This window comes from Psychrobacillus sp. Z3-81, from assembly GCF_056620325.1.
The window spans coordinates 98,054-112,031 of sequence record NZ_JBWQPU010000006.1 but is presented as its reverse complement, the minus strand read 5'-3'; the positions used below and the strand labels follow the sequence as shown (position 1 = coordinate 112,031).

Genomic DNA, 13,978 nt, shown 5'->3' with positions numbered 1-13,978 from the left:
CCTACGCCTTTGATTTAATCAATAAATATAAAAAGTAAGGTATCCCAATAATGGATACGACAATTCCAATTGGCAGCTCAGATGGCTCAAAGACAGTTTTCGCTATATAATCCGAAACAATCAGCAGAAACATTCCAACCACTGCACTAATCGGAATGACAAATCGATGGCTGATACCGACTAATCGCTTCCCTATGTGGGGTGCCATTAATCCAATAAACGCGATGCTACCAGATACCGATACACACGCACTCACAATACCTACACTACACAATAAAAGAATGGATTTCTCCTTTTCAATAGAAATCCCTAAGCTTTTGACGGTTATCTCCTCTAGCTGTAGATAATCTAAGAGATGTGCTTTTCGGTAAATAAAAGCTCCTAAGAAAAATACCCAAGGAAATATGGTCATTACATAATTCCAGTTAGCGCTATAAATGCTTCCTGAAAGCCAGACTGCTGCCATCTCATAATCATTGGCGTTCATCTTTAGTGAAATATATAGGGATAATGCTCCAAATCCACTACTGATTGCAATACCTGTGAGAATAAGACGCTGCATATCTAAGATCCCATTTCGCCAAGCAAACAGATAGATAATCGCAGCAGCCAGTGATCCTCCTACAAAACCAAATAACGGCATGAGCATGACAGAATAACTTGTACTGCTTGGTGACATTTGAAAAAAGAACATAAAAATCACGATTGCCGCCCCTGCTCCTGCGTTGATTCCTAAAATCCCAGGATCGGCAAGGCCATTTCTCGTTACTCCCTGAATCACTGCCCCCGCTATCCCTAAGCCAATTCCAACCAAGCCAGCTAGCACAATTCTTGGTAACCGAAAATCAAATATCACTAAATCGAATTTGTCATTAGGATCGATTCGCAATAATGTTTTTACTACTTCCCAGACCGTCATATCAAAGGCACCATTTGTAATATGCAAATAAAAGGCAAGAAAAGAGAGAGCTATAAAAGAAAAGAATACTGTCCAAAAACGCAGCGTGTGTGTGTTATGCACGACTAGCCCCTCCTCTCGTCCTAATCAAATAAAGAAAGAAAGGAACACCAATAAGTGCAGTTACAACCCCAACCGGTGTTTCAAATGGAAAATTAATAAATCTACTTGCGACATCACATAGTGCAAGAAACACCGCACCTATTACCGCAGAGCATGGGATAATAAAACGATAATCTACCCCCACGATAAACCGAGTAATGTGGGGAATAACCAATCCGACGAAAGCTATCTTCCCGACCAGTGCTACAGCAGTTCCAGTAAGCATGACAACTGCCAATATACTTGCAGCCTTCACCCATTTTGTCTTTTGTCCTAGTCCAACTGCAATATCCTCTCCAAGAGATGAAATGGTGATAGATTTAGAAAGAAAAAGAGCGATAACCAAACCAATTCCTCCGAATGGAATAGCAAGAAGAACCATATCCGGATTTACACTATGTATTTTTGCGTTATACCAAATGCTAATTGTTTGGGAAACCTGATAGTACATGGCAATCGCAGAAGCAATACTGCTAAGAAACGTACCAATTACTGTGCCGATGATGGCTAACTTAACTGGTGACAGTCCTCCCTTTATGAGAGAGCCAAACCCAAAAACTAAGCCTGCTCCTATTGCAGAGCCTAGCATAGATAGCATGATCAATTGTGAGTTTGGCAGTCCAGGGAAGAATACCAATGCAAGGGTAATGACAAACGCAGAACCATCATTGACCCCCATGATAGATGGAGAGGCAAGATAATTACGTGTGATTCCTTGCATCATTGCTCCAGCTACCGCAAGAAATGCTCCAACCAATAAAGCCGCGATTACTCGCGGCAATCTGGACGTTCGAATTATTTGGTGATCTACATTTGTCTCATCAAATTGGGAAATTGCCTGCCAAGCAGTTATAAAACTAATATCCTTTGCCCCATATAAAATAGATAAGATGATTACCAGCATGATAAATAGTGGTGAGGACCATAATATAACTGCTGGGACAGAAATTTTTTTACCCATAGTATGCACCTTTTACTTCGTTAAATTTGTAATTGTAGCATCTAAGAATTTAACCTTTGACCAAGCTGTTCCTCCCTGAGCTAGTGGGTCTACTGCATTCACAAACACATGGTCATTTTTTGCAGCCTCAATACTTTTAAAAATAGGATTTTCTAATAATTCATCTAACGCTGTTGGGTTATCTTTATTCTCCGTTGTTTCGTACTGAAGGAAAATATAATCTGGGTTTATATCCGCTAACCCTTCTAATGCTAATTCAGATTGAGCCTCTGCTTTTGCTACCACATCTGGTACAGCTAAACCCAGGTCCTCATACAAAACTGGATTTAGATAGATGTTTTCTGGATATACATTGAGGCTTCCTTGTCTCATCCGTAATACAAGCACCGTCTTATCCTTTAATTGTTCACTAAGCTGTTCCTTTGCCTCTGAAGCCTTTGTCTCGTAATCATTAATAATAGTATTTGCGTCTGCTTCTTTACCAGATAATTGGCCTAGTAGCAATAAGTTCTCTTTCCAGTTCGTAGATACATGTGAATAAGGAATCATCGTCTGTATTTTATTTAGTGATGTTACTACCTCTTCACCATGTTTCGAAGAGCCTAAAATTACATCAGGATCCAGCTTTAAAATAGCCTCATTGTTTGGTGCGAATTTATCTCCTACTAGAGAAGCACCCTCTAATTCTTCCGCTAGATAAGCTGGAATCGCATCCGCAATCGCTAGAACTCCGACAGGCTTAACCCCTAAAATTGCGGCGTCCTCCATAGATTCCAAGCTTGCAGCTACTATGTTATTTACCTCAGCTGGTAACACATACTCTGTCCCTAAATAAGTAATTGTTTGTTCTGTTGCCTCTTGTTTTTGTATATCTGATGCTTCCGTATTTACTTCTACTTCTGCCATTTCTTCTTCCCCACATGCAGCAAGAAGGATGGTCAATAAAACCGAAACTCCAAACAACCGGTATTTACCTTTCACCTTTACTCTCTCCTTTTAATTAATATCAATTGAATGATAATGATTATCAATATCATGTTAATTGATAATTTACTATATTTCAATACTATTTAGAAAATATTTCAGAGTACTTACCTACGACATAAAGAAGATTGAGCAAAAATATTTATATATGGTTTGCCCTAATAGGATAAAGGGAATATTCTTTGAAGAGAACAATAGGAGGAAAGATGATGGCTCGTAAGCAGAAAAGTCCATGGAGTAGACGAAGGAAAATTACTTGGGTTCTTATAGGAATTTTTTTCATTTGTTACATAGCACTTATATTATGGCATACCTATAAACCGCTCCCCAATGGAATTTCCTATGCAGGAGATTTACACAAAACCGACAGTATTCAATTTCTAACGGATTTAACCTATGCCCAGGATAAACAAGGGAATGGTATGGTTCATGAGAATAATATTTTCGAAGAAATTTATAAAACGATTAATGAGGCAGAGGAATTTGTCGTGTTAGATTTTTTTCTTGTAGATGGCTATTACGATGAAGAGGAAGATTTTCCACCTATAGTTGAAACATTATCTACCACTGTTGCAAATAAAAAGAAGCAGAATCCAGATATGCCGATTGTTTTCATAACAGATCCATTAAACCGTGGCTATGGCTCCTATGAAAATGAGTGGTTTAAGAAAATGAGAGATGCAGGGGTTGAAATAGTCTATACAGATTTAGATCCGTTAAGGGATTCTACGCCTATCTATTCTGGCATCTATCGATTATTTTTTCAATGGTTTGATTTTGGTGGAAAGGGCTGGATTGCCAATGCAATGGCAAGTGACGCTCCGAAAATGACGATTGCCTCTTATATGACACTTTTAAATGTTAAGGCAAACCATCGGAAGGTGCTTATAACAGAAAAGTCAGCGATTGTCAGTTCCGCTAACCCCCATGATGCCAGCGGATTTCACGGAAACATCGCATTAAAGCTAGGAGGTCCTGTTCTAAACGATATGTTAAAGGCTGAAGAGGCTGTATCTCTTATGTCTGGTGGACCTAAACTACCTAGAGTGGAAACGAAACAAGAGGACGGAAAATATACCGTTCAATATCTAACGGAAAAGAAAATCTTAGATGCCCTTTTAAGTGACTTATCGGAAGCAGAGCAAGGAGATACAATCTGGCTAGGGATGTTCTTCCTCTCGGAGAGAGCCATTATGGACGAACTAATAAACGCTACAAACCGCGGAGTTGAGGTGAACCTTATTCTTGACCCAAACGAAAACTCCTTTGGTAGACAAAAATCTGGTATTCCAAATAGACCAGTTGTACAGGAACTCCTAGAGGACACAGAAAATAAAATGAATATCCGCTGGTATAACACAGTTATCGGTCAATACCATACAAAAGCTATTTGGATTCAAACAAAGGACCATACAATTATTTCAAACGGGGCTGCAAATTTTACGGAAAGAGCTTTAAATGATTACAACCTAGAAAGTAATATCCGAGTAATTGCTCCTAACGATAGTGAGTTGGCTTTGGAGATGGAACAATATTTTGAAAGACTGTGGAACAACGAAGATGCCATGTATACGTTAGATGCTTCTGAGTATCAGAATACTTTTACCTGGTGGCAAAGATGGATAGTAGCTTTCCAGAGTTTCATCAAGGTAACCACATACTAAATAAATGCGCAAGCGCCTGTTATGTCCCGACTAGCAAATGGAGCCCGGCGAGGAGGCAGTTTCTCAGCCACCACAGCCGGGATACATTTGACCTCGAGGGGCAAGGCGCTGGAGCTGGATACTAAATAAATGCGCAAGCGCCTGTTCTGCCCCGTCTAGCAAATGGGGAATAACGAGAGTTTCTCTGCCAACATAGAGACTAGGCATTCATAATTGATAAAAAGAAAAGTAGACAAGATCACATAAGTGACTTGTCTACTTTTGCTAAGAAGAGTCCGAAACCTATATTTACTCTTTCGGTTCAAAAGTTTTACAATCTGTTTCTTGGCTAGTGGATGCTTTGTTGCTACTATGACTTACTACATAAATCGCTTTTGCATTACACTTATTACCTGCTCTCCAGAACTTACAGCTGTTCACTTCACAAAGAACGTCTTTTGCCATAGGTTTCACACCTCCTCTTTCACAGTATGAATGGATGCTGAAAAAATCATACTCCAGGAGTGACTCTCTTATTTTATTTCAAATATATACTGAATCTCTGACGGCAAAAACGTCTAATTTTTCTTCCCTTTTCCTATTACTTTTTTTAAATTACATAGTAGATAGGCTTTAAAATATCTATATCTTTTAATCTTTTGTATAATAGTACTAGAGTAATTATTTACATAATAATATTTTAAATTACCTACAGGGGGAAATATCGATGACTATCCTACTGGTAGATGACAATACCGTCAATCTATTCGTTATAGAAAAAATTCTGCATAGTGCAGGATACAAAGATACAGTTTCGTTACAATCCGCCCAAGAGCTTTTTGATTACATAGAGCTGGACAATCCAAATGCTAGCAATAAAGCGATTGATCTCATCTTGCTGGATATTATGATGCCATCAATAGATGGGCTAGAGGCCTGCAGACTGGTCAAGGAGAACGAGCGATTTAAAGATACCCAAATTATTTTTGTAACAGCGCTTGAAGATAAGAATAAGCTGGCTGAAGCATTAGATGTTGGTGGAAATGATTATATTACAAAGCCTATCAATAAAGTAGAGCTATTAGCTAGAATACGGGCGGCATTACGTTTAAAAGCAGAGCTTGACTGGCATACCCAGCATGAAAAGAAAATTCAATATGAGTTGGATCTTGCCACCCATGTTCAGAGAAGCCTTTTAAGTCCCCCCTTACACGAGCAAGATATACAAATCGAGGTTTCCTATCTACCTTCCTTCAACCTAGCAGGAGATATGTATTATTGGCATAAAATAAGCGAGAAACGTTATGCAGTTATACTACTTGATATGATGGGGCATGGCATATCCGCCTCTCTTGTTTGTATGTTCATCTCTTCTGTATTAAGAGAATCTATTAAACAACTTGTTGAACCGGAGCTTGTGATCAAGGAATTAAATAGATATATGCTGCTATTACATCATGAGAAAGTAGGGATTCCCTATTACTTTACTGCAGTCTATATGGTGATTGATACGGAAAACAAAACCATAGAGTATGTAAATGCCGGTCATCCACAAGGCTTTGCTCTAATAGATGAAGAAAAAACCGTACCACTAGATCAGGGCTGCTGCGCAGTAGGCTTCTTTGATGATATCGAAGTAAAAAAGGAAATAATTCGTTATGAAAAGGATATTCAAATTGTCCTTTATACAGATGGTGTCTTAGAGGCAATGGGTCCCTGCGAAATCGAATCTGAAAAGCATCTTGGAGAGCTCGCCTCTAAAAAATGGGGACATTCTCGAGCGTTAATTGATAACCTACTTACGATAGATAAACAAGTAAATCAACCAGATGACATGTGTGTCCTAATGGTTCAATGTAAAGGATAAGCATTTTTCATTGAACCTAATCGTATCAATGAAATACCGAAAACAAAAGCAAGCACTTACGATATTAATATCGAAGTGCTTGCTTTTGCAATGCTATGAAATCGGGTGAACAGGTTACCAGAAATAAAAAAATAGACGGTGATAATTTATCATGTAAAAAAGAGGAGAAAGTAAAAACTTTTCTCCTCTTTTTTATACCAGGCATTATGATAAGCCGCTTTTATTTTACCTTCTGATAAATTCTTTCTTTTCCAACTACTTCTTTATAGAAAGGCATTACTTCTGCAAATCTTAACGTTTCTTTATCTCCCAGTCCAAGAAAACCACCTGGACAAAGACTCTCGTAGAATAGTTTTTGTACGTGATCCTGCAGGTCAGTAGTAAAGTAGATCAGGACATTCCGACATATAATTACGTGAAATTCATTAAATGATTGGTCAGTAACTAAATTATGCTGGGCAAAAATGATATTCTCCAATAAATCAGAATGAAAATAAGCATACTGATTATCCGTATTATAATACTCAGAAAAAGCTTTATTTCCACCTGCTAGCATATAATTCTTGGTATATGCCTGCATCTTTTGGATAGGAAACGCTCCTTTGCTAGCCTTCTCCAGCACCTGCTCATTCATATCGGTTGCGTATATGACTGACTTATCCTTTAAACCTTCTTCCTCAAGAATAATAGCCATGGAGTATACTTCTTCTCCAGTAGCACAGCCAGCATGCCAAATTCGAATTTCTGGATAGTCGCGTATAAGCGGTATTATTTCCTCTCTAAACGCTTTAAAAAAAGAAGGATTCCGGAACATTTCCGTCACATTTATAGAAAAATCGTTTAAAAGCAGATCCAGAAATCCTTCTTCATGAATTACCTTATCTAAAAGAAGGGTTATAGTTGGAATACCATTCATTTTCATACGATTGTATATTCGACGAGATATAGAGGAACGATTATATTGCCGAAAGTCATACCCTGATAGTCGATATACTGCTTCCAGCAATAATTCAACTTCAATATTTTCATGGGGACTCTTTATATCTTTCTCTTCGAACTCTATACTTTCATATTCAAATTGATTATCCATTTCTTAACTCCCTTATGAGACTAACCAAACTCGAAGAACTGAGAATAATTGATCTAAATTTAGTGGTTTACTAATGTAATCAGACGCTCCAGCCTCTAAGCATTTATCTCGGTCATTTTTCATTGCCTTCGCAGTAAGTGCAACGATTGGTATGTCTGTCATTTGCAAGTCATTTCTAATCTTAGACATTGTTTCGAAGCCATCCATGTTCGGCATCATAATATCCATTAGAACTATATCTATCTCCTCATTGCTCTGCATAACATCTAAGCATTCTAGTCCGTCTCTTGCTACAAGGATGTTCATCCCTCTTCTTTCAAGAGCAGTTTTCAATGCATAAATATTACGATGGTCATCATCGACAATTAATATATTTTTATTTTCAAAAACATCTGTATCCTCTGGGTGAAGCTGTATATCCTCCAGCTTTTCAGAAGTAGGAATTTTTGTAACGATTAAATCCTCTTCTACTGTAGTGACTGCAACCTCTGGAATTTCTAAGTGTTGCTCAATATCAAGCCCGTCTGGAAGACTAGGAATTACTAATGTGAAGATACTTCCCTCTCCAACAGTACTCTCCAGTGTAATCCATCCGCCGAGCAGCTTAGCAAATTCCCTACAGATAGACAATCCTAAACCTGTTCCACCATACTTCCGAACTGTCGCCCCATCAGCCTGCTGGAAGGATTCGAAGATAAATTCATGCTTTTCAGGAGGAATACCGATTCCTGTATCTTTTACAGAGAATTGAATCCATTCCTCACTTGTTTTCTTCATTTCTCTAGTTTGTTTTTCTTTATCTACCCTTTTAATCACTAGCTCCACAAATCCTGCCTCCGTAAATTTAAAGGCATTGGATAATAAGTTTTTAAGGATTTGCTGGAATCTCTTTTCGTCTGTATAGAATAAATCTGGAACATTATCATCTTTCCATACTTTAAATTCTAAGCTTTTGCTTTGAGCAACAGGTTGGAAGGTTCGTTCCATATTATTAGGTAGCTCATTGAGATTTACCTCCTCGAATAAAACCTCCAGTTTCCCTGCCTCCACCTTAGAAAGATCGAGTATGTCATTGATCAGCGACAATAAATCCTCACCAGATGAATGAATAACCTTCGCAAATTCCATCTCTTCTTCTGTTAAACGACCTTTTCCGTTTTCAGAAAGCATTTCTGATAATATTAATATACTGTTTAAAGGTGTTCTTAGCTCATGAGACATATTTGCAAGGAATTCTGATTTATAATTCGAGTGAAGCAGTAGTTGTTCTGCTTTTTCTTCTAATTCTTTGCGAATTATTTCTAGCTCAGCGGTTTTAGTTTCTGCATCCTTTGTTCTTTCCTCAAGCTGTTCATTAATCTGTGTTAATTCCTCTGTTTGCATTTGAAGCTCTTCGGATTGCGTTTGTAGTTCTTCCGACTGTGTTTGAAGCTCTTCCGATTGCGCTTGAAGCTCTTCAGTCATTGCTCTAGACTCATTTAACAGACGAACAACTTCCATTCTGCCTAATACACTATTCACTGAAAGACCGAAAGTTTCCACTACCTGCTTCACTAAATCTTGGTGTAGCTCACTATATTCCTTCAACGTTGCTAGTTCTACGACTGCTATTACCTCATCCTCGAATAAGACTGGCACTATTAAAATACTAGAAGGGGGAACCTGCCCCAAACCTGTTGATACAAAAGTATAGTCAGTAGGAACATCATGGAATAGCAGGATTTTTTTATCCTTAGCGCATTGTCCAATTAATCCTTGCCCCAGACGGAAACTATCTCGTCCAAGACCATCTTCTGAGCTGCTATCAGCATAAGCTGCTTTCTTGTAGAAATAAACATCCTGGTCATTTGCTTCTCTAATATAAAAGGCTCCATAAGAGGAATCCGTCATTTTTGCCAATTGAGAAAGAAAAATGTTAGAAAGAGCATTAATAGAAGAAATACCTTGGTAATTAGTTACAATTTCTGCAATGTTAGACTGAAGCCACTCCCGATTATCCATTTTATCCAGAAGATTATTTGTGGCAATTGCAAGTTCTCGAATTTCATCATTCGTTTTAACTATGATTCTTTCTTTACGATTTGCTGAATCCGTCGTAATATTCGTAATCGAATCCGTTACATCTGAAATAGTTCTTACAATTGCTTTTGAAACCTGACTTGCCATAATAATAGCAATAACAGATACGGAAACTAATATACCGAATAACGCAACTGTTAATAAATTATTTCTTTCATCTAACTCATCTGCTCTTGCTTGAGTTAGCTCAATTTGTGAACTTCGGAAGCTATCAAATTGTGCTCGAATGGAATTCATATATTCTCGCCCAAGATCATTCGCATAAAAAGCTTGGATGCCTTCCGTGTTGTTTTCTCTTTTTAAACTGATTGCTCTCTCTCCAGCCTCTGATATCCAAACCTCAATAGATTCTTTCGCTTTCTCTAACTGTTTAAGTTGGGCAGGTTCATTTTCAATGAGTGCATAAAGCTCTTGATATCGTTTCTCCCATTCTTCGGAAGCTCGATTGTATGGTTCTAAGTAAGATTCATTTCCAGTAATTATGTATCCACGTTGCCCTGCTTGCATGTCCATTATATGCTTCTCAATCGTATTCGTTAAGGTTTGCATGCTTGTATTATATTCAATCAAATCATTTCGTTCCTTCTGTAAGGAACGTATCTGACTATTTAACACCAATACTGCTGTTAGTAAGCAAATAATGATTACTACGTATCCGATAGTAATTTTGGAACGTATTCCAAATCTGTACTTGTTCTTCATTCCAATTCCTACCTTTTTAAAAGATTTATAAATACTATTTTAAATCAAGTATTATTTAAAGAACAGTGTTTATTGCTATTAAATTCTTTCTATTGAATTTTTCATACATAAAGTAATATATTTATTTTCACACATTTAGACCATTTCACCTAGCGATAGGTCTTCTGTGATTCAAATAAAAAAAGAAGCGCTGATTACTCAACACTTCTCCTTGTATAGAGCGAATTTCCTCATTTATTATTCTTTAATTAATTCCAAATCTACTGGGATAGAAGCCTCTACTTCTTCTCCATTTAGATATTTGATTGCTGCTTCCATTGCTTCTTCACCTATTAACTCTGGCTTTTGAGCAATCGTAGCTGCAAGCTTCCCTTCTTCTACAGCTTTTACTGCATCATCTGTAGCATCAAAGCCAATTACGACAATATCTTTACCCGCTGCTTCGATTGCTTCAAGAGCACCTAAAGCCATTTCATCGTTATGTGCAAACACTCCTACGACATCAGAATTAGCTTGTAGAATATTTTCCATAACAGTTAATCCTTCTGTACGGTTAAAGTTAGCAGTTTGCTTGGCTACGATATCTAATTTATCAGCTGCTACTTTGTTAAAACCTTCTCCACGCTCACGTGCAGCAGAAGACCCAGCAATTCCTTCAAGCTCTACTACTTTTGCGCCTTCTCCAACCAATTCTAGTAAGTACTCGCCAGCCATTTCTCCACCAGCAGCATTATCGGATGCAATATGTGTTACTACTTCTCCACCGTCTGAAGTACGGTCTACCGTGATAACAGGAATACCCGCTGCATTTGCAGATTCAACAGTAGGAACTACAGCAGATGAGTCAGTAGGGTTGATAATAATTAAATCAACACCTCTTTGAATTAAATCCTCTACATCATTCGCTTGTTTGGAAGCATTATCCTGTGCGTCTACTATTGTAATCTCAGCGCCAAGTTCTTTTGCCTTTGCTTCAGCACCTTCACTTAATGTAACAAAGAAAGGATTATTTAAAGTAGATACAGATAAACCGATTGTCAGCTCTCCCTCTTTAGATTCTGAATTTTCTTTTGAAGAGCCTGGTGCCTCAGTTGAACATGCCGCTAGAAATAATACAGCCATTACTACTAAGCCAAAATAAAGTTTTTTCATGTTAACTACTCCTTTTAAGCTGTTTTTTTACGATCCAAAAGAACCGCAAATAATATAACTGCACCCTTCACCACTTGTTGGAAGAAGGAGGATACACCAATTAGGTTTAGACCATTATTCAGTACACCAATAATTAGCGCACCGATCAATGTACCAACAATCCAGCCTCGACCGCCTGTTAGGCTTGTACCACCCAAAACTACTGCAGCAATCGCATCAAGCTCGAACATATCTCCCGCAGTGGGCTGAGCTGAGTTTAGACGAGAAGTCAAAATAATTGCTGCCAAGGCAGAAAGCAATCCCGTTAACGAATACACATAAATTTTAATACGATCTACCTTAATACCAGATAATTTAGAAGCCTCTTCATTGCCACCTACTGCGTATACACGGCGACCAAAAGTTGTCTTTTTCAGAATGAAATACAGAACTCCAAAAGCAATAGCCATTGTGATTACTGGTACTGGAATACCAAAGAAATATCCTTTCCCAATTAGCGTAAATACCTCAGAATCTCCTAAACCTGATACAGGACGACCTTCGGTATATACAAGCGTCAACCCACGATATATGGTCATAGTAGCCAAAGTTGCAATAAACGGTGCTACTTTTCCTTTAGAAATAATGATTCCATTAATAGCACCTAATACTGCTCCTAACAATAGACCCAATAGCATAGCAAGGATCGGATCCATACCAGAAGCCATCATGCCGGCGGTAATTGCACCCGTAAGAGCAAGAATAGATCCAACCGATAAATCGATACCTCCAGTTAAAATAACGAAAGTCATCCCGAATGCTATCAGTGCATTGATAGATACTTGGCGTAGTACATTTAATAGATTGTTAAGCGTCAAAAAGTTTGGACTCATAATACTAATAATTACGACTATAAGAAGCAAACCAATAAGTGGCCCTAATTTTTGAAAGATGCTAGTAGATTTAGATTTTAGCAACTTTGTCACCCCCGGTAGCATAATGCATAATTTTTTCTTGCGTCATTTCGTCTTTATTTAGTTCACCAGTTAGCTTACCTTCATGCATAATTAACACTCGGTCAACCATGCCGATAATTTCTGGGAGCTCTGATGAAATCATGATGATGGAGACTCCCTTTTCTGCAAGTGAATTAATAATCGAATAGATTTCTTTCTTTGCTCCAATATCCACGCCTCGAGTAGGCTCGTCTAATATTAAAATATCAGGATTGATCCCCAACCATTTCGCGATAACGATTTTTTGCTGGTTCCCACCGCTAAGTGATTTGACTGTTTGTGCCGGTCCAGATGTTCTCACGCCTAGACGTTTTACCATGGTGTTATATAAGCTGTTTTCCTTCTCTGCTTTGATTATTCCATTACTAGAAATAGTAGAAAGATTCGTTAAACTGAGATTTTCACTTACGGAGAAATCTAGCACTAATCCCTCACACTTACGATCCTCTGTCACATATCCAAACCCTAGCTTTATAGCATCCTCTGGTTTTTTTATTTTTACCTGTTTTCCATTTAAATGAAGCTCTCCACTTGTAAGAGTTTTATAGCCAAATATAGATTGTACAACCTCTGTACGCCCTGCTCCCATAAGACCTGCTATTCCTAATACCTCTCCCTTGCGAAGCTCAAAGGAGACATCCTCGAAAAGTCCGTTACTTGTAAGGTTCTTTGCAACCAGCTTTACTTCCCCGATTTGAGAGTTTCTTTCTGGGAAACGTTCACCTAATTCACGGCCAACCATCATTTGGACAATTTCTTCAAAGGTCGTTTCTTTTATCTTTCGAACACCAACATAGTTTCCATCTCGTAAAATAGTAATACGATCACAGATTGAGAAAATTTCCTCCATCCTATGAGAAATATATACAAAGGCAACACCTTTCGCCTGTAATGCTTTGATTGTCTTAAAAAGCGTTTCAATTTCACGATCAGTCAAAGCCGCGGTTGGTTCATCCATTATGATGAGCTCTGCGTTTGAAGAAATTGCTTTAGCAATCTCAATTATTTGCTGCTTCCCCACTGACAGCTTCCCTGCTAGTGTTGTCACATCAACATCCAAACCCAGTCCCTTAAGAATTTCCTTTGCTTCCTTATTCATCTGACTAGTTTTTAATATACCGGTCTTACCAAACGTTTTTTCATTCCCAAGGTAAAAGTTTTCCGCAACCGTTAAGTCGGGTAAAATATTTAACTCTTGGTGTATGACAGCAATTCCAGCTTTCTCAGCTTCTTTTGGATTTTGGAACTCTACAGGCTGGCCATTTACCTTTATTTCACCAGCATCTCTTGTATAAATACCTGTCAAAATCTTCATCAAGGTAGATTTCCCTGCACCATTTTCACCCATCAGTGCATGTATTTCTCCTTTTTTCACCTCAAACTGTACGTCTTTTAAGACTACGTTTCCACTAAAGGCCTTTGATATCCCAGTCATTTCAATCATC

Annotated in this window: 11 protein-coding genes; 2 read left to right on the top strand and 9 right to left on the bottom strand. The window is 38.1% G+C overall.

The genetic code is table 11. From position 1 onward, the window contains the following. Position 1: 1 nt before the first annotated feature. The 3 genes from AC1ECF_RS08510 to AC1ECF_RS08500 are packed head-to-tail and all read right to left on the bottom strand — an operon-like array spanning position 2 to position 3,002. On the bottom strand, positions 2-1,021 hold the full coding sequence (locus AC1ECF_RS08510; RefSeq protein WP_480388981.1) for a FecCD family ABC transporter permease: 1,020 nt from the start codon (positions 1,019-1,021) through the stop codon (positions 2-4). After that, a complete protein-coding gene (locus tag AC1ECF_RS08505; RefSeq protein ID WP_480388980.1) occupies positions 1,014-2,021 on the bottom strand; it encodes a FecCD family ABC transporter permease in 1,008 nt (335 codons plus the stop codon). Before AC1ECF_RS08505 ends, AC1ECF_RS08510 begins: the two co-directional genes overlap by 8 nt. Positions 2,022-2,033: 12 nt before the next feature. Further along, positions 2,034-3,002: an ABC transporter substrate-binding protein gene (locus tag AC1ECF_RS08500; protein WP_480388979.1), complete on the bottom strand. Its 969-nt coding sequence runs from the start codon at positions 3,000-3,002 to the stop codon at positions 2,034-2,036. A 212-nt stretch (positions 3,003-3,214) separates the two neighbouring features. Here AC1ECF_RS08500 and AC1ECF_RS08495 point away from each other — a divergent pair, with 212 nt between their 5' ends. Continuing rightward, complete coding sequence (locus tag AC1ECF_RS08495; protein WP_480388978.1) at positions 3,215-4,669, top strand: phospholipase D family protein; 1,455 nt, start codon at positions 3,215-3,217, stop codon at positions 4,667-4,669. A gap of 288 nt (positions 4,670-4,957) precedes the next feature. On the opposite strand, the gene AC1ECF_RS08490 is transcribed toward AC1ECF_RS08495, so the two are convergent. Next, a complete protein-coding gene (locus AC1ECF_RS08490; RefSeq protein WP_480388977.1) occupies positions 4,958-5,113 on the bottom strand; it encodes a DUF1540 domain-containing protein in 156 nt (51 codons plus the stop codon). Between the two features lie 262 nt (positions 5,114-5,375). On the opposite strand from AC1ECF_RS08490, the gene AC1ECF_RS08485 reads away from it, so the two are divergent. Then, entirely contained in the window at positions 5,376-6,515 is a 1,140-nt protein-coding gene (locus tag AC1ECF_RS08485) for a SpoIIE family protein phosphatase (protein WP_480388976.1), read from the top strand. A 220-nt stretch (positions 6,516-6,735) separates the two neighbouring features. On the opposite strand, the gene AC1ECF_RS08480 is transcribed toward AC1ECF_RS08485, so the two are convergent. From AC1ECF_RS08480 to AC1ECF_RS08460, 5 genes are all read right to left on the bottom strand, one after another. Continuing rightward, entirely contained in the window at positions 6,736-7,605 is an 870-nt protein-coding gene (locus tag AC1ECF_RS08480; RefSeq protein ID WP_480388975.1) for a CheR family methyltransferase, read from the bottom strand. Between the two features lie 12 nt (positions 7,606-7,617). After that, a complete protein-coding gene (locus AC1ECF_RS08475; protein WP_480388974.1) occupies positions 7,618-10,386 on the bottom strand; it encodes an ATP-binding protein in 2,769 nt (922 codons plus the stop codon). A gap of 237 nt (positions 10,387-10,623) precedes the next feature. After that, a complete protein-coding gene (gene rbsB / locus AC1ECF_RS08470; RefSeq protein WP_480388973.1) occupies positions 10,624-11,538 on the bottom strand; it encodes a ribose ABC transporter substrate-binding protein RbsB in 915 nt (304 codons plus the stop codon). Between the two features lie 14 nt (positions 11,539-11,552). Next, on the bottom strand, positions 11,553-12,494 hold the full coding sequence (rbsC, locus tag AC1ECF_RS08465; RefSeq protein ID WP_480388972.1) for a ribose ABC transporter permease: 942 nt from the start codon (positions 12,492-12,494) through the stop codon (positions 11,553-11,555). Next, positions 12,481-13,977, bottom strand: coding sequence for a sugar ABC transporter ATP-binding protein (locus tag AC1ECF_RS08460; protein ID WP_480388971.1), 1,497 nt, complete (start codon positions 13,975-13,977; stop codon positions 12,481-12,483). The genes rbsC and AC1ECF_RS08460 overlap by 14 nt, the downstream gene beginning before the upstream one ends. Position 13,978: the final 1 nt, after the last annotated feature.